General features: G+C 71.7%; 21 protein-coding genes. 11 read left to right on the plus strand and 10 right to left on the minus strand.

Features of this window, described 5'->3' with window-relative positions; translation table 11 throughout:
* From IW256_RS40710 to IW256_RS01190, 4 genes are all read right to left on the minus strand, one after another.
* A complete protein-coding gene (locus IW256_RS40710) occupies positions 1–861 on the minus strand; it encodes a carbohydrate ABC transporter permease (protein ID WP_197009173.1) in 861 nt (286 codons plus the stop codon).
* Entirely contained in the window at positions 858–1799 is a 942-nt protein-coding gene (locus tag IW256_RS01180; protein ID WP_197009174.1) for a carbohydrate ABC transporter permease, read from the minus strand. Before IW256_RS01180 ends, IW256_RS40710 begins: the two co-directional genes overlap by 4 nt.
* A 1-nt stretch (position 1800) precedes the next feature.
* Entirely contained in the window at positions 1801–3093 is a 1293-nt protein-coding gene (locus IW256_RS01185) for an extracellular solute-binding protein (RefSeq protein WP_197009175.1), read from the minus strand.
* Positions 3094–3232: 139 nt separating this feature from the next.
* The gene (locus IW256_RS01190) at positions 3233–4258 is read right to left on the minus strand and encodes a LacI family DNA-binding transcriptional regulator (protein WP_197009176.1); all 1026 of its coding nucleotides are present in this window, start codon (positions 4256–4258) and stop codon (positions 3233–3235) included.
* A gap of 244 nt (positions 4259–4502) precedes the next feature.
* On the opposite strand from IW256_RS01190, the gene IW256_RS01195 reads away from it, so the two are divergent.
* Together IW256_RS01195 and IW256_RS01200 are read left to right on the plus strand one after the other, a co-directional pair.
* A complete protein-coding gene (locus IW256_RS01195; protein ID WP_197009177.1) occupies positions 4503–6557 on the plus strand; it encodes a 3-keto-alpha-glucoside-1,2-lyase-like domain-containing protein in 2055 nt (684 codons plus the stop codon).
* On the plus strand, positions 6554–7219 hold the full coding sequence (locus tag IW256_RS01200) for a hypothetical protein (RefSeq protein ID WP_197009178.1): 666 nt from the start codon (positions 6554–6556) through the stop codon (positions 7217–7219). Before IW256_RS01195 ends, IW256_RS01200 begins: the two co-directional genes overlap by 4 nt.
* On the opposite strand, the gene IW256_RS01205 is transcribed toward IW256_RS01200, so the two are convergent.
* Positions 7202–8632 (minus strand): MFS transporter, encoded by a 1431-nt coding sequence (locus tag IW256_RS01205; RefSeq protein WP_197009179.1) that lies wholly within the window; start codon positions 8630–8632, stop codon positions 7202–7204. The genes IW256_RS01200 and IW256_RS01205 overlap by 18 nt on opposite strands.
* A gap of 152 nt (positions 8633–8784) precedes the next feature.
* Between IW256_RS01205 and IW256_RS01210 the strand changes: the two genes are divergently transcribed.
* From IW256_RS01210 to IW256_RS01220, 3 genes are all read left to right on the plus strand, one after another.
* Positions 8785–9648, plus strand: coding sequence for a helix-turn-helix domain-containing protein (locus IW256_RS01210; protein ID WP_197009180.1), 864 nt, complete (start codon positions 8785–8787; stop codon positions 9646–9648).
* 50 nt (positions 9649–9698) lie between these two features.
* Positions 9699–10265 (plus strand): TetR/AcrR family transcriptional regulator, encoded by a 567-nt coding sequence (locus tag IW256_RS01215; RefSeq protein WP_197009181.1) that lies wholly within the window; start codon positions 9699–9701, stop codon positions 10263–10265.
* A 137-nt stretch (positions 10266–10402) separates the two neighbouring features.
* Positions 10403–11638, plus strand: a complete 1236-nt coding sequence (locus tag IW256_RS01220) for an alkyl sulfatase dimerization domain-containing protein (RefSeq protein ID WP_197009182.1) — start codon at positions 10403–10405, stop codon at positions 11636–11638.
* 57 nt (positions 11639–11695) lie between these two features.
* On the opposite strand, the gene IW256_RS01225 is transcribed toward IW256_RS01220, so the two are convergent.
* Together IW256_RS01225 and IW256_RS01230 are read right to left on the minus strand one after the other, a co-directional pair.
* A complete protein-coding gene (locus tag IW256_RS01225) occupies positions 11696–12838 on the minus strand; it encodes a serine hydrolase domain-containing protein (protein ID WP_197009183.1) in 1143 nt (380 codons plus the stop codon).
* Between the two features lie 20 nt (positions 12839–12858).
* Positions 12859–13086, minus strand: a complete 228-nt coding sequence (locus IW256_RS01230) for a hypothetical protein (protein ID WP_197009184.1) — start codon at positions 13084–13086, stop codon at positions 12859–12861.
* A 290-nt stretch (positions 13087–13376) separates the two neighbouring features.
* Here IW256_RS01230 and IW256_RS42620 point away from each other — a divergent pair, with 290 nt between their 5' ends.
* A complete protein-coding gene (locus tag IW256_RS42620; protein WP_197009185.1) occupies positions 13377–16592 on the plus strand; it encodes a CHAT domain-containing protein in 3216 nt (1071 codons plus the stop codon).
* Between the two features lie 4 nt (positions 16593–16596).
* On the opposite strand, the gene IW256_RS01240 is transcribed toward IW256_RS42620, so the two are convergent.
* Positions 16597–17232 carry a hypothetical protein gene (locus tag IW256_RS01240; protein ID WP_197009186.1) on the minus strand — a complete coding sequence of 212 codons (636 nt, stop codon included), beginning with the start codon at positions 17230–17232 and terminating at the stop codon, positions 16597–16599.
* A gap of 112 nt (positions 17233–17344) precedes the next feature.
* Positions 17345–18823, minus strand: coding sequence for a hypothetical protein (locus tag IW256_RS01245; RefSeq protein WP_197009187.1), 1479 nt, complete (start codon positions 18821–18823; stop codon positions 17345–17347).
* Positions 18824–19541: 718 nt separating this feature from the next.
* On the opposite strand from IW256_RS01245, the gene IW256_RS01250 reads away from it, so the two are divergent.
* Together IW256_RS01250 and IW256_RS01255 are read left to right on the plus strand one after the other, a co-directional pair.
* Positions 19542–21542, plus strand: coding sequence for a serine/threonine-protein kinase (locus IW256_RS01250; protein ID WP_197009188.1), 2001 nt, complete (start codon positions 19542–19544; stop codon positions 21540–21542).
* A gap of 8 nt (positions 21543–21550) precedes the next feature.
* Positions 21551–21721, plus strand: a complete 171-nt coding sequence (locus IW256_RS01255; RefSeq protein ID WP_197009189.1) for a hypothetical protein — start codon at positions 21551–21553, stop codon at positions 21719–21721.
* A 22-nt stretch (positions 21722–21743) separates the two neighbouring features.
* Here the strand turns inward: IW256_RS01255 and IW256_RS01260 are convergent, their stop codons facing one another.
* Positions 21744–21932, minus strand: a complete 189-nt coding sequence (locus IW256_RS01260) for a hypothetical protein (protein WP_197009190.1) — start codon at positions 21930–21932, stop codon at positions 21744–21746.
* Positions 21933–22108: 176 nt separating this feature from the next.
* Between IW256_RS01260 and IW256_RS01265 the strand changes: the two genes are divergently transcribed.
* The 3 genes from IW256_RS01265 to IW256_RS01275 all read left to right on the plus strand — a co-directional run bounded on the left by IW256_RS01265 (position 22109) and on the right by IW256_RS01275 (position 24630).
* Positions 22109–22768, plus strand: coding sequence for an RraA family protein (locus IW256_RS01265; RefSeq protein ID WP_307828690.1), 660 nt, complete (start codon positions 22109–22111; stop codon positions 22766–22768).
* Entirely contained in the window at positions 22765–23913 is a 1149-nt protein-coding gene (locus IW256_RS01270) for a pyridoxal phosphate-dependent aminotransferase (RefSeq protein WP_197009192.1), read from the plus strand. The genes IW256_RS01265 and IW256_RS01270 overlap by 4 nt, the downstream gene beginning before the upstream one ends.
* Before the next feature lie 99 nt (positions 23914–24012).
* A complete protein-coding gene (locus IW256_RS01275; protein ID WP_197009193.1) occupies positions 24013–24630 on the plus strand; it encodes a TetR/AcrR family transcriptional regulator in 618 nt (205 codons plus the stop codon).
* The last annotated feature ends 73 nt before the right edge of the window (positions 24631–24703 follow it).

A 24703-nucleotide genomic window follows, 5' to 3' on the forward strand; every position in this document is an offset into this window, starting at 1 on the left:
TCATCCCTTCACGCCGCCCTCGGAGAGCCCGGCGACGAAGCTGCGTTGGTTGAGGACGAAGACGGCCAGGATCGGCAGCAGCACCAGGACCGAACCGGCCATGGCGGGCCCGTAGGCGACGTTGCCCCCGGTCAGGAACTTGCTGAGGGCCAGCTGGACGGTCTGGGTCTCCGGTGAGCTCGTCACCACCAGCGGCCACAGGAAGTCGTCCCAGACCGCGGTGAACGAGAACACGGCGACGGTCGCGACGAGCGGCCTGGCCAGCGGCAGGTAGATCCGCCAGAACAGGGTGAACTCGCTCGCCCCGTCCACGCGGGCGGCCTCGCCCAGCTCGTCGGCGAGCCCGACGAAGTACTGGCGGGCCAGGAACACGTTCAGCGGCCCGATCAGGTGCGGCAGGGTGAGCCCGCCGAGGGAGTCCAGCAGCCCGGAGCCGCCCCGGCCGAGCAGGTCGTTGCCACCGGCCAGGGGGATGCCCTTGGCGATGAGGAACATCGGGATCAGCGTGACCGCGACCGGCACCATGGTCGTCGAGACGATCACCATGAAGATCGCGTCGCTGCCCCGGAACGGCAGCTTGGCGAACGCGTAACCGGCCGGCAGCGCGAACGCGATGTTGGCGGCCACGACCACCAGCGCGACGACCAGCGAGTTCGTCAGGGCCCGGTCCAGGTTGCCCGCGTCCAGCGCGGTGGCGAAGTTGTCCAGCGTCGGCTGCCCCGGCAGGAGCCGCGGCTCCCGGGTGAACACCTCCGACTCGGGCTTGAACGCGATCGAGGCCATCCACCAGAACGGCACGAGGACCAGCAGCGTCGCGGCCACGAGCGCGACGGCCGAGCCCGGCTTGCGCACGAGGGTCACGGGGTCCTCCGCATCCCGCGCATCGCGATGAAGGAGAAGGCGAAGATGAACGCGAACAGCACGAACGCCATGGCGCTGGCGGATCCGAACTGGTTGTTCTGGAACGCCTCCTGGTAGATCAGGAAGTTGGTGGTCGTGGTCGAGCCGAGCGGGCCGCCGCCGGTGAGGATGAAGATCTCCGCGAACGACTGCGCCAGGTAGACGATGTTGATGGTGACGACGTAGACCATGACGGGGCGGAGCCCGGGCAGCGTCACGTGCCGGAACCGCGCCCAGGCGCCGGCGCCGTCCATCTTCGCCGCCTCGTACAGCACGGGCGGGATCGCCTGCAGCCCGGCCAGGAAGAGGATCATGTTGCCGCCGAGGGCCTTCCACACGCGCATGAACGCCACCGCGTGCAGCGCGCTGCCCTCGTCCAGCAGCCATTCGCGCGGGCTGAGCCCGATCTGCGCGGCGAGGCTGTTGAACCAGCCGTCGGGGGAGTACATCCACAGCCAGATGAGGCTGACGGCGGTCAGCGGGACGATGCGCGGCAGGAACAACCCCGCCCGGAACAGCCCGATCCCGGGGATCCGCCGGTTGGCCAGCAGCGCCAGCCCGAGGGCCAGGCCCACCGCGAACGGCAGCACCTCCGCCACGAACTGCGCGGTCACCCTCAGGGACCGCAGGAAGTCCGCGGAGTGGAGCAGCCCGGTGTAGTTGCCGAACCCGACGGGCCGCGGCGCCCCCCGGTCGAGCGGGCTGTAGGAGGTGAAGCTCAGGTACAGCCCGTACAGCACGGGGAACAGCTGGAAGACGGCGAGGTAGGCGATGACCGGGGAGGTGAACGCGATCCCGGCCAGCAGCCGGCGCCGGGCCGGGCCGCGCCCGCGGGGCCGGGGCCGGGGGCCGGGCCGGGTCCGCGGCGCCGCGGACCCGGGCTTGGTCAGCACGGCCATGTCACTTCCCGGCCAGCAGCGGCCGGGCCTCGGCGGCGGCGTCGTCCAGCGCCCGCCTCGGCGACGCCTTCCCGGCGAGCGCCCGCTCCAGGTGCTTGTCGAGGACCTCGCGCACCGGCACCCATGACGGGACGTTCGGGCTGCCCGTGTACGCCGGGGTGGCGTCGATGAACGGCTTGAGCAGGGGCTGCCCGGTCACGTACGCGCTCTGCCCGGACGAGGACCGGATCGGCAGCGCCCCGGTCGTCTCGGCGTACCGGTCGGCGACGCCGCGGGAGGCCATGAACTCCAGGAACTTCCAGGCCAGGGTCTTGTTGCCGGAGTCGGCGTTGATGAACAGGCCGGTGGTGGCGCCGCCGAAGGTCGTCGCGGTCCTCGCCTTCAGCGGCTTCAGGACGCCGATCTTCCCGGCGAGGTCGGGGCGCGCCTTGACGATCTGCAGGACCTGTCCGGTGGTGGCCGAGGCCATCGCGGCCCGCCCGGTGGCCAGCGGGTTCTGCGCGGCGGGCTGGTTGGCGAAGTCGGCGCCGAGCAGGTTGCTGACGGCGGAGCCGCCGGCGTAGAGCCCGGCGAAGTACTCCAGCGCCTTCACGCCCTCCGGCGAGTTCCAGGTGATCTGCCTGCCGTCTGGGGAGAGCAGCGCGCCGCCCTCGGAGCCGATCAGGGCCTGGAAGCTCTGCACCCGCTGCGTCTTGGCCGACTGGAGGACCAGCCCGGCCCGGGTGACCTTCCCGCCGTCGCGGACCGTCAGCCGCCCCGCCGCCTCCCGCGCCTCGTCCCAGGTGGCGGGCTCCTTCACCCCGGCCTCCTCCAGCAGGTCCTTGCGGTAGGCGACCAGCACCCCCGCGGCCACCAGCGGGAGCATGTACTGCTTGCCATCGACCTTGCCGCCGTCCAGGTACGGGGCGAGGTCCTCGCGGTCGGCGGCGGGCAGCGCGCCGAACCGCGCGTCCAGCGGCTCGATCCGCCCGGACGCGGCGAAGCCCGCCGCGGCGGCGGGGCCGTGGCCGAAGACGTCCGGGGCGCTGTTGCCCGCGAAGCCCGCGTTCAGCTTCGGCGAGATCTGCCCCCAGTCGACGAAGGTCACCTCGACCTTCGCGCCGTGCGCCGCGCGGAACTCCGGCACCAGCTTCCCGGTGACCAGCTCGATCTCGGGGGCGGAGTTGCCGGGGAACCAGACCGTCAGGGCGTCCGTCGAGGCGCCGGTGCCGCCCCCGCCCGTCCCGCAGCCGGTCGCGGCGGCGAGCACGCCCGCGCCCAGCGCGCCGAGGAAAGCACGTCTCGATGTGGTCATGGCCTTCTCCTCCATGGGGGTGTGGACGGCCGCCCCCCGGCGCGATGGCCGCCGGGGGCTGGGGATGTTCGGTGGTGATCTGGGTGATGTGGGGTGTGGGGTGCGGGGTGTGGTGGGACGGTGGGAAGGGCGTCCGGGGTCAGTCCCGGTCCCGCGGCGGGGCGATCATGTGCTCGTCGGGGAGGCCGCAGGGCAGCAGCAACCGGCTTTCGTCCGGCGGGACCGGGCCCGACAGCATCCGGGCGAGCAGCTTCACCGCGGTCCGTCCCATCTCGTTGCGGGGGATCCGCAGGCCGCTCCATCCCGGCTCGGCCATCGTGACCAGCACGGCGACGGACAGGTCCGCCGGCACCGCCAGGCCGCGCCCGCGCACCGCGCCGACGAGGCGGCGGGCGAGGTCCTCGTTCTCCACGAGGACGGCGGTGAGCCCGGCCGCCAGCGCGGCGTCCAGCCAGGCGGGGTCGAGCTGGGACGTCAGGTACATCAGCTCGGGCAGGCCCGCCTTCGCGCATCCGGCCCGGTAGCCCGCCTCCTTGTCGAGGACGACCTCCATGCGCTCGGGGGCGGCCAGGTAGCCGACCCGGCGGTGCCCGAGGGCGGCGAGCCGCAGGACGATCTCCTCGGTCGCCGGCGCGTAGTCGGCGCCCACCCAGGCGATCTCCGAGCCCGGCACCGTCCTGCGCCCTATGTGGACGAACGGGTACCCCTCGGCGGCGAGCCTGGCCAGGTCCGCCGAGCCGTGCTCGACGCCGAGCAGGACGCTGCCGTCGGCGAGCGCGAGCCGGTTCACGCCGTCGCGGTAGACCCGGCGGCGGCCGTCCGCGGCCTCGGTCGAGGCGAACAGCACCAGGTCGTAGCCGTCGGCGACCGCCTGCTGCTCGATGCCGACCAGGAACTCGTGGTAGAAGTCCAGCTGGTCGAGCGGGAACATCGACTCGAACGAGTGCACCCCGAGCAGCCGGTTCCGCTTCCCCTTGAGGCTGCGGGCCGCCGGGTTGGCGACGTACCCCAGCTGCCGGACCGCCTCCTGCACCCGCCGGACGGTCGCCTCGGGGATGCCCGTCTCGGCGCCCCGGCCGTTGATGACCGCCGAGACCGTCGGCTGGGAGACCCCGGCCAGCTTGGCCACGTCGGCCTGGCGGGGCCGCCGCCTGGATTCGCCCATCCGATGCTCCTGGTTCGTATCAGCCCGTTCGGGCCTCGGTCTCGCGGCCCGTCCCTGATTCGTATTGGCGGCAACCGTGGCAAGCCGGTGCCGGGCTTGTCAATAGCGCTTCCGGAAATGCTCGCGAAACCGGTCGGAAACCTGCCTCTTGACGGACCGGGCCGCGTGACCTACCTTCCCGGTACGAATCGGGGGAGCTGATAAAGGCGCAGGTCAGATATTACTAATACGAATCTGAGGTGCGATGAGGATCCGCTCTGTCTCGGCCGCCCTGGCGCTCGCCGCCGTGCTCCTCCACCCCCTGCCCGCGTCCGCCGCCGCCGGAACGACCTACTACCTGGACGCCGCGAACGGCTCCGACGCCGCGAGCGGCACCTCGGAGACGTCGGCCTGGCGCACCCTGGCCAAGGCCAGTGCCCAGACGTTCGGTCCCGGCGACCGGATCCTGCTCAAGGCGGGCGGCATCTGGTCCGGCCAGTACCTGGACCTGCGCGGCTCCGGCGCGGCCGGCGCGCCGATCGTCCTGGACCGGTACGGCACCGGCCCCAAGCCCGTCATCGACTTCGCCGACACCGCGGTCGGCGGTGAGGGCTTCGGCGTCCGGCTGAGGAACGTCTCGTACTGGGAGATCGGCAACCTGGAGATCACCAGCGGCGAGCAGCCCACCGACCGGCGGCGCAGCGGCGTCCTGGTCGTCGGCGAGGGGACCGGCGCGGGGAACTTCACCCACGTGCACGTCAGGAACGTCGACGTCCACGACGTGTTCGGCACCGACCGGCGCACCGGCGGCATCAACTTCCACGCCCGCGGCACCGACGCCCAGCCGGAGAGCACCTGGTCCGACGTCCTCATCGAGGGCAACACGGTCGTGAACGTGGCCGACACCGGCATCCAGACGATGACGGACGCGTTCTTCAACTCCTCGTGGACGCACCGGTACGACGCTTTCAGCGGCGTCGTCATCCGCAACAACCACGTCGAGCGCGTCCACCGTGACGGCATCCTCGTCCGGGCGGGCCGGGCGCCCCTCGTCGAGTACAACACCACCAGCAAGATCGGTGCCTCGACCACCTCGACGCTGCCGTACCTGGACAGGATCGCGGTGGTCGCGGCCCAGTGGCCGTACTACGCCACCGACGCGGTCTTCCAGTACAACGAGGCTTCCGAGACGCGCCGGCTCGACGGCGACGGCCAGCCCTGGGACTTCGACCAGTTCGTCTACCGGAGCGTCTACCAGTACAACTACAGCCACGACAACGAGGGCGGGACGCTCCTCGTCATGAACGACACCGACGACAACGTGTTCCGCTACAACGTCTCGCAGAACGACCTGGACCGCAGCACCGGCGCGTTCCACCTGATCAGCACGGCCGGCGACCTCCGGGTCTACAACAACGTCTTCTACCGGTCGCAGGGGCAGACGGGGCCTCTGACCGGCGCCGCCACCGGTGCCAACGGCAAGGCGTACTACACCAACAACATCTTCTACAACCTCGGGAACGGCGGCTACACCACCGGCGGCAACGCCGTCTACAGCCACAACCTGTTCTACGGGAACGCCGCCTCCACCCCGTCCGACCCGAACAAGATCATCGCCGATCCCCGCTTCGTGAACCCCGGAGGGGCGACGGGACGGGCCACCGCCGACGCCTACAAGCTCCGGCAGGGCTCGCCCGCCATCGACTCGGGCGTGGCCGTCACGGGCAACGGGGGCAGGGACTTCTTCGGCACGACGCTGTACCTCCAGGCCCCCGACCGCGGCGTGCACGAGTCCGCCGGCGCGGCTCCGGTGGTGCTGTTCTCCGACGACTTCGCCGACGGCGACGCCGCGGGCTGGACCACGGCCGGCGGCACCTGGAGCGCGACCGGCGGCGGGTACGCGCAGACCGCCGCCACCGGCGAGAGCATCGCCCACGCCGGTTCGGCCGCCTGGAGCGGCCACTCCTACCAGGCGCGGGTACGGATCGACACCGCGGGCGGCAACGCGGGGCTGCTGTTCCGGTACGCCGACTCGGGCGACTTCTACCACTTCAGGCTGAACGACACCGGGGACCGGGCCGAGCTCTACAAGCGCGTGGGCGGCACCCTCACCCTGGTCGCCAGTGCCGCGACCGCGGTCACTGCGGGGCGGTTCCACACGCTGAGGGTCACGGTCGCCGGCAACAACGTGAAGGCGTTCGTGGACGGCGCGCAGAAACTCGACTGGACCAACCCCGCCACCGAGCTCACCGCGGGCAGGATCGGACTCCGCGCGCACAGCACCGCGGCGGTCTTCGACGACGTCGCGGTCACCGAGTGAGGGTCCCCTGGCGGCTCGCGGTGCCGGTCGCGCTCGCCGTGGCCGGCGCCGCGTTCGCGTTCGCCTTCCTCCCGGGGCGCCCGGCCGTCCCCTCCCCGGCGCCGCGCTCACCGTCCCCGTCTGCGTCTGCGTCCGCGTCCGCGTCCGCGGCGGCCTGGCGGACGGTCGCCGAGATCGACACCGCTCCCGTGACGGCCGCGGAGTTCTCGGCGCGCATGGCGGAGCACCGCGCGGCCGTCGCCCGCCACTTCCACGCGACCTACGGCGCGGACGTGAACGCGCCCGGATTCTGGACGCGCCGCCACGGTGCGGAGGTCCCCGGTGAGGTCCTCCGCCGCCGTACCCTCGAAACCCTGACCCGCGTCAAGGTCCAGCAGCTCATGGCCCGCGAGGCCGGGCTGCCCTCCGACCTGGACTATCCCGCGTTCCTCGCGCGGATGGCCGCAGAGAACCAGGACCGCGGCCGGCGCCTGTCGCGCGGGGAACCGCTCTACGGCCCCCAGCAGTACACCGAGCGCACCTACTTCGCGCACAGCTTCGGCCGCATGGTCCTGGCGTTGCGCGGCGTCCTGGGCGAGGACCGGTATCCCTCCCTGGTCGAGGCCCGGGTCGCCCGAGCGAAGGTCACCCTCCGGGAGGAGGCGTCATCGGTGACCGGCTGAATCCGCCGCCGTCCGCGCGGCCAGCGTCGCGCGCAGCGCGCAACCGGCCCCGGCCACGAGGAACAGGCTCATCACGGCGGTGACCCGCCGCAGCCCCTCCCCGGACTCCGGCGCGGCGAAGTAGACGCTGCCCAGGGCGGCCACCCCGATGACACCGGCCAGCATGGGGCCGGTGGAGTTGAGCGCCGACAGCGCCCCGGCCAGCCGTGCGTCCACCAGGGACGAGACCCGCGCGATCAGCGGGGCGTAACCGGCGGCGTGGCCCGCCCCGGCGAGCAGCAGCAGCGGAACGGAGACCGCGCCCGGCCACACGTCCCGCGCGAGCAGGACCAGCGTGCCCGCCCCGGCGGCGAAGGCGATCGGCCCGGCCACCGGCAGTGCGTTCCGCAGCCGTCCGGGCACGCGTCCCCAGGTCAGGCTGAGCGCGCCGAAACCGAGGGCGTACGGGACGAACGCCAGCCCCGCTTCGAGCGCCGAGAACCGCAGGGCCGACTGCAGATGCAGCGTCAGCGTCAGCAGGAAGGCGGTGTAGCAGCCCATGATGATCCAGCAGGCGGCCAGCCCGGCCCTCACCCCGGCCGGCCGTACCACCGCGAGGTCGAGCAGGGGCTGCCGGCCGCGTTCACCGAGGCGCTTCTCCAGCACGACGAAGCCCGCGAGCAGCGCCGCGCCGCCGGCCAGCGAGATCCAGGCGGCCGGGGGCCAGCCCGCGTCCGGCCCGAAGATGAGGGGTGCGGTGAACGCGGTCATCGCGACGGTCAGCAGCGCGACGCCGGGCAGGTCCAGGCGAGGCCGTTCCCGGCCCGGGACGGGGCCGGCGGCGGCCATCACGCGCGGGGCGGCCACCAGGAGGAGCACGCCTGCGGGCACGTTGACCAGGAACGCGGGCCGCCAGCCGAGGCCGAACAGGTCGGCGCCGACGACCAGACCCCCGACGACCTGGCCGAGCGCGACCCCGAGGGCGAGCACCATGCTGTAGAGCCCGATCGCCGTGCGGCGCGCGGCGCCGTCCCAGTGCACCTGGATGAGCGAGAACACCTGGGGCACCAGCAGGGCCGCGCCCACGGCCTGCGCGACCCGCGCCGCCACCAGGGCCCCGGCCGTCGGGGCCAGCCCGCACAGCAGCGACGCCGCGGTGAACCACGCCAGGCCGAGCAGGAACACCCGGCGGTGCCCGAGGACGTCCCCGAGGCGCGCGCAGGTGATCAGCAGCACTCCGGTGGTCAGCAGGTACCCCGAGACGATCAGCTGGATCGCGGCGCCGCCCGCCCCGAGCTGCTCGCGCACGGCCTGCGCCGACACGGACACGATCGAGCCGTCCATGGACGCCATCGCCTGGCCGGTGAGCAGGACGGCGAGCAGCGGCCCCCGGCGGATGCGGGGGGCGGCGCCGGGACGGGTCAGGACGGTCATGCCGACGAGTGTCGGTGCCGTGCCCGTCCTCGGTCTTGAAGAAATGTGCGCATCGCGGACCCGCCGGACGACCGGACCGACTGGACCGACCGGCCCCGCCGGAGCCGCCGGAGCCGCCGGAGCCGAGGGAGCCGCCGGGTAGAGTCCGCGGCGTGCGTTCCGCTCGTGTCCTGATCGATGGCCCGGACCTGGTCGTCCGTGAGGTGACCTGCCACGACCGCCACACCGGCTGGTCCGAGCCCCAGGAGACGGGGGCGGTGCAGGTCGTCCTGGCACGGCGGGGCCGCTTCCGGCTCGACGCCTCGCACCGGAGCGGCCGGGCCGGCACGCTGACGATCGACCCGACGACCGGCTACCTGCACGGGCCGGGCGCGGTGCAGCGGTTCGCCCATCCGGCCGGCGGCGACGTGTGCACCTCGATCACCTTCGTCGGCGGCGCCCTGACCGGCGAGCCGTGGCTGGAGGACGCCGTGCGGGCACCGTCCTCGCACGAGGTGCGGGTCGACGCCCGCCTGGAGCTGGCCCACCGGCTGCTGCTGCGGCAGGGCGCCGACCCGTCCGGGGCGGTGGAGACGGTGCTCGACCTGCTCGCCCTGGCGCTGCGCGGCGGCCCCGCCGGAGCGCCGCCCGCCCCGGGACGGGCCGGCCTCGCCCGCCTCGCCCGGGAGGCGATCCTCGCCGGCGTCCCGGAGAGCGGCGGGCTGGTCTCCCTCGCCCGGCTGCTGGGCACCTCGCCGTCCCATCTGAGCCGTACGTTCCGGCATCACACCGGCATGCCGGTCGGCCGCTACCGCAACCGGGCGCGCGTCAGCCGTGCCCTGGCCCGCATCGAGGAGGGCGAGACCGATCTGGCCGCGCTCGCGGCCGGGCTCGGCTTCAGCGACCAGGCCCATCTCACCCGTGTGATGCGCGCCGAGCTGGGCCGCACGCCCGGGCAGGTCGTCGCCCTGCTCACCGCCCGGCCCGGCCGCCCGGCCCGGCACGAGCCACCGGCCCGCCGGGTCCGCCGGGCCTGAGCCGGGGCGCGGTTGCGCCGGGCCGAGGGGGCTGATCTACTGACCGTGCTATGGGGACGGCCACCTCGCCACGGCGCTCACGCGGCCCGGAGCAGACGCGCAGGGCGATCACCGAAGCCCTCCTGGATCTCCTGCGCGAGACCGGCCGGGCACCGACCGCGGCTGTCATCGCCACGCGCGCCGGGGTGTCGCGCCGCAGCGTCTTCGTGCACTTCTCCGACCTGGAGGAGCTGTACGCGGAGGCCGGGCGCGCCCAGGCCGAACGGCTGCTCGGCACCGTGGAGGCGATCGACCCCGGCCTCCCGCTGGCCGAGCGCATCGGCCGCTTCGTGGACCAGCTCGAACGGCTGTACGAGACCATGACCCCGGTCCGCCGGGTGGGGCTCGCGGCGTCCTGGTCGCCGGTGGTCTCCGGGCTCATCGACGACGCCGACGCGTGGCTGCTGGGGATGGCGGGCGAGGTGTTCGCGGCCGAGTTCGCCGGCCGCGACCCCGACCTCCCCCACATCGTGGACGCCGCCGTCAGCTGGGGCGCCTGGTACCAGCTGCGGCGGCTCGGCGCGGACGAGAGGCGCCGCTGCTTCCGCGAGATGCTGAGCCGGCTGCTCGCGAACTGATCACCCCGTCCGGCCCTCCGGCGTCCACCGCCCGGAGGGTCGTTCCCCTGCCCGCGTCCGGGCCTCCGGCCATGCCCTCGTGCGCCCTTTCCGGGGCGGGACTGGCGGTTTTGCACTCTGAGTGCAATAGTGTGGTCATGCTGATGCGGTATGCGGAAAAAGTGTGGCGGAACGAGCTCGGCATGGAAGGGCTGCTGAACGGGGACCTGCCCCCTGAGACCGCCTTCGAGGTCGCCGACGACGTCGCCGTGGTGCCCACCTTCGCGAACGTGATCGCCTTCCGGACGGGCGAGGGACTGGTGCTCTTCGACACGGGCGATCCGGCCACGGCGCGACGCAATCACCGGGCCATTCGCGCGTGGTGCGCCGACCCGGTCCGATACGCGATCTTCTCGCACGGGCACATCGATCACGTATTCGGCGTCGGCCCCTTCGACGACGAGGCGGAGGAGAACGGCTGGGACCGTCCCGTCGTCATCGCCCATGAGGCCGTGAAGGCCCGGTTCGAACGTTACGCCCTGACCAAGGACTACAACCAGGTGGTGAACCGGCGGCAGTTCGCCAATCCCCGGTTCCGCTGGCCGGATTCGTACCGGTACCCGGACGTCACCTATCGCGAGCACCATCACCTGCGGTCCGGCGACCTCACCTTCGAACTGCACTACGCGCGGGGCGAGACCGATGACCACACCTGGGCGTACGTCCCCGAACGGGAGATCATCCTGCCCGGCGACCTGTTCATCTGGAACTCGCCCAACTGCGGCAACCCGCAGAAGGTCCAGCGCTACCCGGCCGAATGGGCCGCGGCGCTGCGCGCGATGGCCGAGCTCGACGCGTCGCTCCTGATCCCCGGGCACGGGGTCCCCATCGCCGGGAAGGAGCGCGTCCGTACCGCGCTGACGGACGTCGCGGAGTACCTGGAGTCGCTGCTCTCGCAGACCCTGGAACTGATGAACCGCGGCGCGCGCCTGGACGAGATCATCCACACCGTCCGCCCGCCGGAGGACCTGGCCGCCAAGCCCTACCTGCGCGCCGCGTACGACGAGCCCGAGTTCATCGTCCGGAACATCTGGCGGCTCTACGGGGGCTGGTGGGACGGCGACCCGGCGTCGCTCAAGCCGCCCCGGTCGGACGACTTCGCCGCGGTGCTGGCCGATCTCGCCGGCGGCGCCGACGTTCTCGCCGACCGTGCCCGGCGCGCGCTGGCCGACGGCGAGCCGCGGATCGCGGCCTCCCTCATCGAGCTGGCCTACCGGGCCGCGCCGAAGGACGACGGCGTCCGGGACGAGCACCGCCGCGTCTTCACCGCGCTCTCGGAGGCGGCGACGTCCCTGATGGCGCGGGGCATCTACCTGGCGGCGGCCAACGGCTGACCGGCGCCGCCGCCGGCGGAAGGCGCCGCCTCGGGGTTGGGGCGGCGCCTTCTCGCGCTACCGGGTGACGGCCTTGGTGACGACCTCGGCCGCCTCGGCGGGGCCGAACGTCGGCGGCTTGGGCCGCGGCTCCATCTTCCCGAGGCGGACGACGACGGTCCTGGTCTCCGGATCGACCTGGACGAGCTGGTTGCCCAGCCCCAGGGCCCAGTACAGCTGGGGCGGGGCGCCCGGGACCAGCCTGCCCCGGGTGGCCGCCGGCCGGCCGGCCCCGCCCAGGTCGGTCGCCGCGCGCGGGCTCAGGACGGGGCCGGGCCGGTTCAGCCACCACAGGTAGCCGTAGGCGGCGTTCAGCTTCGTCGACGGCTTGCCGGTGGCCGCCTTCACGTAGGCGGCGGACACGACCTGCCTGCCGCGCACCCGCCCCTTGTCGAGCATCATCTGGCCGAACCGGGCCATGTCGTGGCAGGTCGAGTTCACCCCCATGAACGTCTGCGCGTTCCCGGTGCGATCGGCGGTCATGGTCGTACGGTTCATGCCCAGCGGCCGGAACAGGCGTTCCTCCGCGAAGCGGGCCACGTCCCGCCCGGTGGATTTCTGGAGGACGCGCTGCAAGGTCTGGATGGCGGAGTTGTTGTAGACCCAGATCTCGCCGGGCTTGTGCTGCTGTTTCAGGCCGATGGCGAACTTCGTGCGATCCTGGGCGGCGAGGAGCCGCCGGTAGTCGGTCGTAAAGGCCCATTCCCGCCCGGAGTCATTGCTGAGAAGGTCGCGGACCGTCACCGCTTCGGCGGGGGTTCCCTTCCATTCCTCGATCCATTTCGAGGCGCTGTCGTCGACGCGCAGGGCGCCGTCGTCCTGCGCGATTCCCACGAGCACGCTGGTGATCGACTTGGTGGCCGACCACACGTTCTGGGTGGTGGTCGCCTCGGTGCCACCGAAGTACCATTCGCCGGCCAGCTTTCCGTCGCGGAGTACGGCGAGGCAGTTCGACTTCCCCGTCTTCGCCCGTGCCGCGATCCTTTCGAGTTCGGCCGCGTCCAGGCCGGCCGCGGAAGGCGCCACCTTCTCCCAGGCGGGCGCGCCGGGAGCCCGGGGCGACGGATCGGCGGGGACGCCGGCCTTGTCGGCGGCTCCGGCGGAACACGCCGCCGTGAAGCCGAGCACGGCGGTGAGGGCGAGCCCTGGCAGGCGGTTCATCGACGTCAGTCCTTCCAGCATCACCGACGACCCCGATCCCCCGGGTCCCGGGGCGGGGCCGCGCTTTCATGATCTTGCAGCAGGCCCTCCAGCGGCACCCGTTCGACGTCGGGCATGGCCGGCTTGTCCGCGAGCAGCCAGCGGAACAGGATCCAGCCCTCGGGGTGCCCGGCGGTGTCCAGCAGGTTCGGCAGGCCGGCGTCGGTGCCGGCCACGACGATACGGAACGTCCCGTCCTCCTCGGGCACCGGGCGAGGTAGACGACGCCCATCCCGCCCGCGCCGAGCCGGGCGAGGATCCGGTACCCGCCGACGCCGGCGGGATCCCCCGGCTGGAGTGGCCCCATCCCGCTCCCACTTCGACAGAACAAACGTGTCTGTAAGTGTATCGGACCTCCATCGGCACATCCGCTCAACCTGAGGGCGTGCCCAGCGGGCCGGGGGACGGGGTCGTCAATTCATGGAAGGAGGTTGCCGTCCGTGCCCCACGAGGGTTTCGTAGGTGCCGACGACGAAGCGAAACCAGGAGGCTGCGGACAGTGGCGTTCTTCAAGCGGCGGCGTACCACGGCCGAGACGGCAGGTTCCGTACCGGCGCAGGGCGGACCGCGAAGGGCGCTGGACGGGCAGGCGCTGCTCGACGCCGGGGTGACGGTGGCGTCGGTGACGCGGTCGCAGAAGGCGTACCACGCCGGGACGCGGTATCTCGACCAGGCCGGGACGCCGCCGGACCCGGCGCTCGTCGAGAAGGCCGTCGCGGAACTGCGGACCGCGGTCGAGGGGTACGCGCCGCTGATCCCGTTCCAGCCCTCCCTTTGGGCGGACGCCATGATCGCACTCGGCACCGCCTATAGGAGACGGCGGAAAGGAGCGCGCCGGGACCATCTAGAATGCGCGCTCGACTGCTATCGAAACGTCCTCGAGGTGTGCCAGGAGGACCCCGGTCGCGGGCAGCGGGTCGCAGCGATGCGCCAGCTCGGCGAGACCTACCTCGACCGCCTCGCCGGCGACCGGGCCGAGAACGTGGAGCAGGCCATCGAAGTGTTCAAGGAGGCGCTGCGCTCCCTGACACCGGACTCCAACGCGTGGCCGCAGGTGCAACACGCGCTCGGCGTCGCCTACAACGCGCGCAAGCGCGGTGACCCCGCCGTGAACATCGAACTCGCGCTGCGGCATCTGGCCGAGGCGGTCGACGCACTCGACCCCCGGCAGAACCCTCATGACTGGTGGGTCACGCACCATGCGCTCGGCGCCGCCTACGACTATCGCGTGGCGGGCGACCGGGGCGGCAACCTGGACCGCGCCGTCCAGCACCTGCAAGCCGCCCTCCGGACCTGCGACCGCCGCGCGTACCCCGACGGATGGGCGATGATCCAGCAGAGCCTGGGCCTGGTGTACGGCAGGCGGGCGTCGGCGGGCTCACCCGAGGGCAACGCCCGGCAGGACCTCGCGCTGGCGCGCGAATCGCTGCACAACGCCATGTCGGTCCGTACCCGCTCGGCGGACCCGCAGGGCTGGGCGAGGGCGATGGAAGCGCTGGCAATGCTGGAGGAGAACGCCCCGGCAGGCCACGACACGCCGAGCCCTTCGCCGCCGGCACCGGACCCGCCGCGGCCGGACGACGCGCAGGCGCCGCGTTCCCCCCGGGAACTTCTGGCCGAGGCGCTGGAATCGCTCCGGGAAGAGGCGAGGCCGGTAGGGGAAGCGGCATCCCCCGACGTGATCGAACGCCGTATCACCGACCTGCGGGCCGCGGCCAAGGTGCACGACCGCGACAACGATCCGGTGGCCTGGGCGCGCAGTCGCATTCTCCTCGCGGCTGCCCTGGAGCAGGACGCCGCCGTGTCCGGGCGGGGCCACTGGAAGGAACGCGCGAAGCTGCTGGCCGACGTCCTGACCGTCCACACCATCGACAGCGACCCGGGACTGTGCGCGGGCGTCGCCGAACAGCTCGGCCTGGTCATGGCCGCGCAACACCGGTGGGGCGAGGCCGCGGACGCCTTCCAGCTGGCTTGGAAAGCCGGTGAGGCCCTCTACCCGGCCGCGCTCACCCAGCTCGGCCGCCGCAACCACCTGCTGGAACGCACCGGTCAGGTGCCCAGGTTGGGCTCGTACTGCCTGGCGAAGGCGGGACGGCTCACCGAGGCGGTCGCCCTCCTGGAAAGCGGCCGCGCCCGTGTGCTGGGCGACGCCCTGGGCCACGACCGGCGCCAGCTGGAGCGCCTGGCCGGCGAACATCCGCGGCTGCACCGGCTCTACCGCGACGCCGCCGACCGTCTGCACCGCATCCACAACGCCGGCGACATCTTCACCGACGTGGGAGACCGCCTGATCCAGTTGGCGCACCGTACGCAGGCGGCGAAGCGGGCCCTCGACGGCGTGGTGCGCAGGATCCGCGACCTGGACGGGTACGCGGCCTTCCAGCAGCCACCCGGAGCGGAGACGGTCCGGGCGGCCGTCCGTCCGGACGTGCCGATCGCCTACCTCAACACCACTCCGTGGGGCTCGCTGACCCTCCTCGTCACGGCCGATGGCCCGGACGGCATGACCGTACGGCCCCAGTGGATCGACGGTCTCACCGGCGACGACCTGTACGACCTCCTCAACCGCTCGGCCTCCCCCGACACCGTCTTCCCGGTCATGGCGGGCTACCTGAGGCTGCTGTACAACATCGTCGAGACGCGCTTCGCGGACGGCCAGGCGTCCCTCAGCTTCGGCGCACTGTGGGATGAACCGGACGCGCTCCTGCGGACCGGTCGCGAAGAGCTGCCCCGCCTGCACCTGCTCGGCCGGACGGTCCTGCACCCGCTGGCTCGAGCGCTGGCGGACCTTGGGCCGTCCAGCGTGGTCCTCATTCCCTGCGGCCCCTTGGCCACCATGCCGTTGCACGCCATCCCCTACACCGACGACACCGACGGCCGCTGCCTCATCGACGACCTGCCGGTCATGTTCGCGCCCTCGTCACGGGTCGTGTCCTACGCCCGCGACCGCGCGAGGCAGGACTGGCCCACGCCGTCGCTGGCCGGAGTGGGCAACCCGCTCCCGCACGACAGTCCGCTCCGCTTCGCCGCCCGCGAACTCCAGCGGATAGCCGCGCTCTTCGACCAGGCCACCTGCCTGTACGGCGAGGACGCGACCCCCGAACGCCTGGCGGAAGCGGCACGCGCGGCGACGCACGTGCACCTGGCGTGCCACGGCGCGGTACCGTACACCGCCGCCGAGACGCCCTACCTGGCGCTGGCCGGCGGGAGACGGCTCACGCTGGAGGACCTCGTGCGCGAGCGGCCGTTCCCAGCGGCACGGCTGGCGGTGCTGTCCGCGTGCCAGAGCTCGCTGGTCGGCTCGCACCTGACAACGGACGAGTCGCTCGGGCTGGCCACCGCCGTGATGATCTCCGGCACGCCCGGCGTGATCGGCGCCCTGTGGCCGGTGAACGACCTGTCCACCGCGCTGCTGATGTCGCGCTTCTACCTGTACCACCTCAGCGGCGACCCTGACGGGGACGGCGAGCCGATGCAGCCGTGGCGCGCGCTCGCCCGCGCCCAGCGATGGCTGTCGGCGCTCACCGCCGAGGAACTCGGCACACTCCTGCGATCCGACCCCGAACTCCTCCAGGCGGCGCGGGAGAACGAGACCCGTTCCCCCGGAGCCCAGCGCGCCATGGCCGCCGTGCGGGACGCGATCCCGCAGGAACCCGATTCCCGCCCGTTCTCCGACCCGTACTTCTGGGCACCGTTCGTCTACATCGGCCAATGAGGGGTCAGGAGATGCGGATGACCACCCGCGCACGGGACGGGTCGCCGGGCGGCACGGCGACCGTGAGCGTCTCGGCACCCGCGCTCATCCGAACCACCCACGAGCCGGAATCGGCACGCGGCACGGCACCGAGCACCTCGCAATCCTCGTAACCCTCGGCGGCGACAGCGGCCACGGCCACCTCGACCGCCTCGTCCCGCGTCAACGGATCATGCGGGCCGCCACGGCGGGCCCGCCACCGCTCATGCACGCCCTGAACGATCCGCCGCACCCGCGCGTCGGTGCGGTTCCCGACGACCCCGCCGATCGCGGCGCTGCCGAGATATCCCGCGAGGTTGACCGCGACCTCCAGGATCGCCGGCAACATGCTGCGCTCGTCCCCGGTGAGCGCCCCGCCCGCCGCCCGCCCGTCCACCGGAAGCGGCGCTCGCGGAGCAGCGCCGTTGCGGTACAGCCACAACTCGCTGAGCAGCATGGAGAGCTGGTGGACGGCCATCTCGTCCAGCTCATCGGTCAACACCTCGGCAGCGTCGTGAAAGGCCTGCCCCGAATCCGGCTCTCCAAGGACCGGCAGCGTCCGCTCCAGCAGCCCCTTCAGATCCCCGAACTGCTCGACCACCGCCTCCAGGTCCTGCGCCATCCGCGCGATCTCACCCCGCGCATCGTCGGCCGGCGACCCCACTGACCCACCCCACATCCCCGCTCTTGACAGGTTCTCCGTGCATTGCCCGTTGATGCCCCCTGACCAGTGTTCAGCCGGGCGTGCCGACCGGTGCCACGAAGGTGGGCGGCCCTTCCAAAACCGACAGCTCCAACCGGTTCCGTTTGCGCACCTGTACCTGGGTGCCGGGGAACTGGGTGCGGAACTCGGCGATGTAGGCGTCGAACAGGGTGTCGAGGAAGTCGAGGAAACTCTCACCGTCCTCGTACGTCGACGACCATTCCTCGTGGAGCCGGTCATCGACCCGCTTCTTGATCCGGGTCACGTGATCTGCGTGCTCCATACCGACGCGCAGGAGAAAGGCGCCCTGGCCGACGCCGCGTTCGGTGATGGTGGTGTTCTGCTGGCCCAGGGTCACCCACGCCTGGAACGGCTCGGGTTCGCCTTCCGTCTTCACCGCCGAGGCGGGCAGGCCGTACTCGGCCATGATGTCATCGAAGTTGCCGGCCGCCCACAGGTTGCGGGCTGCGGCGACCGCGCGCATCACCCACCGCTGGGTCGGGGTGAGCGCGTCGAACGGCTGCCCCTTTTCGATCGGCCCGTCCGGGAACGTGTACTCCAGCAGCGGGCGCGCCAGGTTGAGGCCCTGGGAGAAATCAAGCCGGGGCAGTGACTCAACGAGCACGGGCAGCGCCCGATCCGCCGGCACCTCGCACATCCGCAGACAGCACACAGCCGCCTCGGCGAGATCGAAGGCGGTGTACCGCGCCGACTTGGGCCGCGCCGCCCAGACCAGCAGCTCGTCCACCGCAGCGGGCGGCACGTCCGGGCCACGCAGCCGCGCCAGCGCCACCGCCGCCCCACCACGGAGTGTCGGGGACTCCGCCGTGAGCAACCCGGTCAGGGCGTCGGCCAGTGTCGCGTCGGTGGGATCCGTAGCGTGGACCAGCATCGCCGCCGAGACCGCCACCGTTGCCAGCACACCGGGGACGGTCTCCACGTCCAGCCTGGCCCGCAGCGACGGGAGCACGATCCCGGCCTTCTCCGGGAAGCAGCCGACCAGGTTGGCCACGCCGCGCCGTACGCTGAGATCGTCGTCGGCCAGCAGCGGCAGCAGGTCCGGCAGCACCTCGGCGACGTCGTAGTACGCGTCGACCCGGATCAGGAACCGCTGCTGCCGGACGCGCTGGACGTCGGCCTCCCAGCCCGGGCCGGGCTCCCGTTCACCGGCGGCGATCGCCTTCGCCTCGGCGAGGGTGGACGCGGCCGGATATCCGAACGGCACCACGTCACCCGTGCCGGTCGCCGCCCTGGTCAGCACGTCGACCAGGGCCTCGCGGTGCTCGGGAACCGCCTCACGGTTGGTTATCAGAGCCACCAGGCTCGCCACATCGGACCAGCCGAGCGATTCGATGTTGTCCCCGATGAACGCCCACGGATCGTCGAAGTCCGCCTCGTCATCGTCGGTGGAACACAACGCACGCAGCGCCCTGAGCCACAGGTCGTCGGGTCCGTCGTACCCGCACCTGTCCGCCAGTTCCCGCCAGTCGATCGCCCCCGCGTTTCCCATGGCGGCATGATAGCGACGACCATCGAACGGCATGATCACTTAACGGAAACGGCTCCTCGGGCCCACATCCGCTGAGAACGCATCATCCCTGGGTAATAGCGCGGTGTGCTGGGCTTGGCCAACGGTCCTCCGCTTTGGGGCCTGATGCCTGGCCGCCCGGGGGCACCGCACAACCCAGCCGTCCGAAGGGGTCTGACGAATCCCTAGGACACCATCCAGTGGTCAATGCTCGATTCTGAAGTCGATGCCGCTACAACATTACCACACATATACCTGCTTGTCCCGAGTAAATCATTGTTGCCTGATTTAAGGCGGGCGAGACTGGGCCGGTGGGCTGCGAAGTCGAGCAAGAAGGAAGTGGACCTTGCAGACAATGTTGACCGTCGCATCCGACGTCCAGTAACGAACACTCTCCGGCGCGGTGACCCCGTTGTGGAAGCGCGCTCTGGGGAACTCGACAACTTCCTCATCGTCGTGAACTATGGGCAACCGCACGGCATCTCACAGGTAGACCCCGGACTCGCGGAAGGGGCTGCTGGCCGTGCGCGCGTTCTACCCAGAGGCCGGACGGAATCGGCTGCTTCGGCCGCGACCATGCCGGTGCGGCCGGCCTGAGGTCGGTCGTATGGGGTCAGGGGTCGCGAACGGCCTGTTGCGAGCAGTGATCACGGGATTCGAAACGGTGCCGTGAAGACTTTGGCTGGAGGAGGTCGGGTCGGTGAGCTCATCGAAGCCTCAGGGGTGGTCGGACGCCGCCCCTTACTCGGACCCGCTCGACCCGCTCGACCCCACCTCCATCGGCAGGTGGGAACTCCTCGGCCGGCTCGGCCAAGGCGGCATGGGCGTGGTCTATCTGGGGCGGGATCCGGACGGGCAGCGAGGCGCCGTCAAGGTGATCAACCCGCGGCTGACCGATGACCCGCATTATTCTGCGCGGTTCGACTCGGAGGTGGCCTACGCGAGGCGCGTCGCGTCCTTCTGCACCGCGCGGGTGCTCGATCACGGAAATACCGGCGGGCTCGCCTACCTGGTCACCGAGTACATCGAGGGACCGTCCCTGTCCGGGTACATCGAAGCGCACGGCGTGTTCCCGCCGAATGCACTCCACAGCCTGGCGGCGGGAGTGGCCGCCGCCTTGGTCGCGATCCACGCGGTCAGCCTGGTGCACCGTGACCTCAAGCCGGGCAACGTCCTGCTCGCAGCCGACGGACCGCGCGTGATCGATTTCGGTATAGCGCGGGCCCTGGACGCGCACATCCCCATCACCCAGCCGGGCAGCGTCATCGGCACCGCCGGCTACGTGGCGCCCGAGTTCGCGTTCGAGGGACGGGTCGGCACCGCCGGCGACATCTTCGCCTGGGGAGCCCTCGTGGCTTACGCCGCGACCGGCCACAATCCGTTCGGTTCCGGCACACTGCAGGAACTGGCCGTCCGGGCGAAGCAGGCTCAATACGACCTGACGGGCGTGCCACGTGAGCTTGTGCCGATCGTCGAGTCGGCGCTGGATCCCGACCCGGCTCGGCGACCGACCGCCGAGAACCTGCTCGTCCGGCTTGTGGGCGAGCTGACTCCGCACGAGGCGACCACCGAACTCATCCGCCGTCGTTGGCTCCCCAGTCCGTCCCCCACGGCGACGGCCGCTCGCCCGCCCGAGGGCGGCTCCCCCGGCTCTCCGGCGGAGGCGCCGTCCGGCGGAGCACCGGAAACCCGTCGGGAGGCGGGACCGCGTGCACCGAAACATGCGAAAGCAGCCACCTCACTCGCCGGTGGAATCGTTTACCAGGTCGTTCGCTACGGTCGCCGGAACGCCCGGGTCACGATATCTGCTCTCGCATTGTTCGCCCTGGCGGCAGGGTTCCTGCTGACGCAGGAATCATCCCGCCCGTCGAGCGGCGAGGGGCGCACCGGTGAACGGCAGGCATTCTGGCCACCGGGCGACATCGCGTTCTTCGGCACAAAAGAAGACCAACCCGGTACGGGCTACAAAGAACGCTCGTACTTGAAAGTCTCCGGGTTGGACGTTTCCATCGCGAACATGGCCGCCGGCGCGCTCGGCAAGAGGGCCGAGTTCAAGCCGTTGAGCTCCGGGCAGCGCCAGACTGCGTTCATCGGAAAAGAGGAGGACAACGTACACTTCATCGTCTCCACGTACTCGATCACCCAGGAACGGATGGACGATATGGGCACCGACTTCATCGGTCCCTACGCCGTGACCGGCACCGGGTTCCTGCTGCGCCGGGGCCACCCCGTGCCGAAAAGCATGTCCGACCTCCAGACGATGAAGGTGTGCACATGGGACGGCACCACCTCGGAGGACATCATTGAAGAGGCGGGAGGGCAACTTTCCAACTCGCCGAACAGTGCCGGCGAGTGTGTGAAGAAGCTCGAGATCGGCGACGTCGATGCGGTGTTCTCCGACGAACTACTCCTGCAGGGATTCGCCCATCACTCCGGCTCGACACTGGTCGTCGTCCCGAGCGCCTCAGTGCAGGACTTTCCGGACAAGAAGCAAAGATGGGGGATCGGGCTGCCCGATGGGCATCGGAAAGAGTGTGCGCAAATAAAAGCGGCGCTCCAAAAATACATCAAGAGCGGCGAGTGGGACGACGACTTCCAGGTCAATTTCGGAAGCCGTCTGAATAGGGCGCATTATAGGCCGACCGAGGAAATGATCGAACAATACTCTTGTGTTGATCGATTGCCTCGGGAGTCGCCGTAGGCGCCGCCATGAATCCCTGCCGGCGGCTGCTGGCCGGCGCCGAACGAGACCTGATCGCCTTCCACGGCCTGGCCGTCTCGTGGGCCGAGCGGTACGTCCCCGCCCACGCCGGCTCGCTCACCGCCGCCCTCGCCCGCGCACTGGACGTCCTGCCCGAGGGGGCATCTCGAGCCCGCTGAATGTTCCGGCGACTTCCTGACTTCAGCACCCGTTACCGGCCAGCGCGCTCGCGACGCCGCCGTTCAGGCCGTAGTCGGCGCTGAGCACCCGGATCGTGGTGGGCGTCAGGACGACGCACAGCAGGGACACGCCCCACGGCAGCAGCCGTACCAACCGGTGCGACGCCCCGGCGAACAGCGCGCGCGGGGGCTCCTGCTTCACCGCGGGCATGGGCGGTCCACCCGGCCGGTCTGACGGCCCGTCCCGTACGGCTGGTTCGCACTCTGCACCCCGCTCACTCCGGCTTCGTGGCCAAGTCCGGCGGCTCAGCGTCTTGGTAGCCGGACGTCTTGAGGTTATGGTTCTCTCATCTGAGAAAAATGCCTCATTTAAGAATGGAGTCCCTCGTGTTCATTGCTGCGGCGGCGGACAGCGTGCTCGTCGCTCCGGGATGGGACCGCGCGGCGCCGGCGGAGACCCGCCGGCTGGGGGAGGTCCCGGCCGCCAACGTCGGCGACGCGCTGGAACGGATGACCGTCATGGACGGCGGCATCCGGCTGTTCACCGAACGTGCCGCGCTGCTCGGCAACGCCCTGACGGTGCACGTGCGGTCGGGTGACAACCTGGCCGTCCACCGGGCGCTCGACGAGGCCCGGCCGGGCGACGTCCTGGTCGTCAACGGGCACGGGGACCTGACCCGTGCGCTGGTCGGCGACCTCATCGGCGAGATCATGGTGAACGCCGGGGTCACCGGCGCGGTGGTCGACGGCGCCGTCCGCGACGTCGGGGCGCTGTCCGCGATGGGCCTGGCCGTCTACGCGCGGGCGGTCACCCCCGCCGGGCCCTTCAAGGACGGGCCCGGCACCGTCGGCGCCCCGGTGGCGGTCGGCGGAGTGGTGGTGGCGGCGGGTGACGTGCTCGTCGGCGACGCCGACGGCGTCGTCGTCGTTCCGCGGCAGCGCGTGAGGGAGGTCGTCGACGCGGTCGACGCGATCGGCGAGAGGGAGGAGGCGCTCCGGCAGCGCATCCTCGCCGCGCGCCCCGGCCGTACGGCGGCGGCCCGATGAACGCCCTGCCACCCGCCTCCCGGATCGAGGAACTGCGACGCGGCTCGCGGCGCCCGGCCCTCGCCCCGGCCCCGCCGGGGGCCGTCTCCCTCGCCATGGGCGAACCGGACTTCCCGACACCGCCGCCGGTGGTCGAGGCGGCCGTGGCCGCCCTGCGCGACGGGAACACCCACTACGCCGACCAGAAGGGCCTGGCGGAACTGCGCGCCGCGCTCGCGTCCAGACTGCCGGCGCATCCCGGCCGGACCTGGACCGCGGACGACGTCGTGGTCACCCACGGCGCCACCGCCGCGCTGGCGGCCGTCGTGCTGGCGATGGTCGGCCCCGGCGACCGCGTGGTCGTTCCGGAGCCCGCCTACTCGCTGTACGCCGACCTGGTCGTCCTCGCCGGGGGCACCGTGGACTTCGTCCCGCTGGCCCCCGACCTGCACTGGGACCTCGACGCGCTGGCCGCCGCGCTCCCCGGGGCCGCGATGATGATCTTCTCGAATCCGTCGAACCCGACCGGGATCGTGCACCGCGCGCAGGAGCTCGACGCCCTCGGGAGGCTCCTCGACGGCTCCGACACCCTGGTCGTCAGCGATGAGGCGTACCACCGGCTGGTCTACCCGGGGCACGTGCTGACCTCCGCTCTGGAGGTCGCATCGCTGCGCGACCGGACGGTGTACGTGCAGACGTTCTCCAAGACGTACGCGATGACCGGCTGGAGGGTGGGGTACCTGACCGGGCCGCGCGAGGTGGTGGACGCCGCGGCCCGCGTGCACCGCACCCACAACGGCTCGCTGAACACGGCGGTCCAGCACGCGGCCCTGGCCGCCCTCGACCTGCCGGACGGCGCCGTCGACGCCATGGTCGACAGGTACCGGCGGCGTCGAGAGCTCGTGGTCGCGCAACTGTCCGGGGTTCCCGGCCTGCACCTGATCCCGCCGGAAGGGGCGTTCTACGGCTTCCTGCGCTACGACGCCGGCCCGCCCTCCGAGACGGTCGTCCGCGAGCTCGCCGAGCGGAAGGTGATGGTCCGGGCCGGCTCCGAGTACGGGCCCTCGGGCGAGGGGCACGTCCGGATCTCGTTCGCGGCCTCTGAGAGCGACCTGCGGACCGGGCTGGCCCGCATCGTCCGGCACCTCGGCGGCGGGAGGTCCTGACGGGGCCGCTCGGTACCGGCACGGGTCGGGGCGTTCCGAGGCGGGTCGCTCAGGGGGCGATATCCTGCACCTGTACATGGACGAGGGCGGAGAGAGGCTGTGACAGATCAGCAGGCCGCCCCGCGCGGGGGGCGCAGGCTACGCAGTGACACCCGCCGCAACCGCCGGCGCCTCCTGGAGGCCGTCGGCGAGCTCGCCCGGGAGGCGCCCGACCAGCTCACCATGCAGGCCCTCGCGTCCCGCGCGGAGATCGGACCGGCGACCGCCTACCGCTACTACTCCTCGACGGAGGAAGTGCTCGCGGCCTACGTGCTCAGCGTCGTCGAGGAGCTCCGCGACTTCAGCGTGACGTCGACCGCGGAAGGGCGGCCGCTGTTCGACGCCGTCGTGGGCAAATGGGTGGACCTGCTGGCCGAGCACGGCCCGGCGCTGGTGCAGCTCCGGTCCCGGCGGGGTTACCTGGAGCGGCTCCATGCCGGGGACGAGATCATCGTCGCGATGCGGGACGCCTGGAGCGGGCCGGTACGGGGACTGCTCGACGAGCTCGGCCTCCCGCACGAAATGCTCGAGTACGCCCTGTTCCTCAACAACATGCTCTTCGACCCGCGGGAGATCCTGGACCTCCTGCGGGAGGCGGACCTGCCCCGCCGGGACGTCATCACCCGGCTGACCGAATCCTACGGCGGCGCGCTGCGCGGGTGGGCGCGGGCATGCTGACCCCCGCCGGGCCGCCTCCGCCCGGCCGACCCCAGCGGGGTTGATCGCCGCCGGGCCGGCCGCGGCCGGGCGC

Origin of the sequence: Actinomadura viridis (assembly GCF_015751755.1) — a bacterium.
Taxonomy (GTDB): Bacteria; Actinomycetota; Actinomycetes; order Streptosporangiales; family Streptosporangiaceae; genus Spirillospora; species Spirillospora viridis.

What these genes read in the sequence shown, in the direction of transcription:
- IW256_RS01180 (WP_197009174.1), bottom strand. Translation starts at nt 1,799, where the DNA reads ATGGCCGTGCTGACCAAGCCCGGGTCCGCGGCGCCGCGGACCCGGCCC.
- IW256_RS01185 (WP_197009175.1), bottom strand. Translation starts at nt 3,093, where the DNA reads ATGACCACATCGAGACGTGCTTTCCTCGGCGCGCTGGGCGCGGGCGTG.
- IW256_RS01190 (WP_197009176.1), bottom strand. Translation starts at nt 4,258, where the DNA reads ATGGGCGAATCCAGGCGGCGGCCCCGCCAGGCCGACGTGGCCAAGCTG.
- IW256_RS01195 (WP_197009177.1), top strand. Translation starts at nt 4,503, where the DNA reads ATGAGGATCCGCTCTGTCTCGGCCGCCCTGGCGCTCGCCGCCGTGCTC.
- IW256_RS01205 (WP_197009179.1), bottom strand. Translation starts at nt 8,632, where the DNA reads ATGACCGTCCTGACCCGTCCCGGCGCCGCCCCCCGCATCCGCCGGGGG.
- IW256_RS01215 (WP_197009181.1), top strand. Translation starts at nt 9,699, where the DNA reads ATGGGGACGGCCACCTCGCCACGGCGCTCACGCGGCCCGGAGCAGACG.
- IW256_RS01220 (WP_197009182.1), top strand. Translation starts at nt 10,403, where the DNA reads ATGCTGATGCGGTATGCGGAAAAAGTGTGGCGGAACGAGCTCGGCATG.
- IW256_RS01225 (WP_197009183.1), bottom strand. Translation starts at nt 12,838, where the DNA reads ATGAACCGCCTGCCAGGGCTCGCCCTCACCGCCGTGCTCGGCTTCACG.
- IW256_RS01240 (WP_197009186.1), bottom strand. Translation starts at nt 17,232, where the DNA reads ATGGCGCAGGACCTGGAGGCGGTGGTCGAGCAGTTCGGGGATCTGAAG.
- IW256_RS01245 (WP_197009187.1), bottom strand. Translation starts at nt 18,823, where the DNA reads ATGGGAAACGCGGGGGCGATCGACTGGCGGGAACTGGCGGACAGGTGC.
- IW256_RS01255 (WP_197009189.1), top strand. Translation starts at nt 21,551, where the DNA reads ATGAATCCCTGCCGGCGGCTGCTGGCCGGCGCCGAACGAGACCTGATC.
- IW256_RS01260 (WP_197009190.1), bottom strand. Translation starts at nt 21,932, where the DNA reads ATGCCCGCGGTGAAGCAGGAGCCCCCGCGCGCGCTGTTCGCCGGGGCG.
- IW256_RS01270 (WP_197009192.1), top strand. Translation starts at nt 22,765, where the DNA reads ATGAACGCCCTGCCACCCGCCTCCCGGATCGAGGAACTGCGACGCGGC.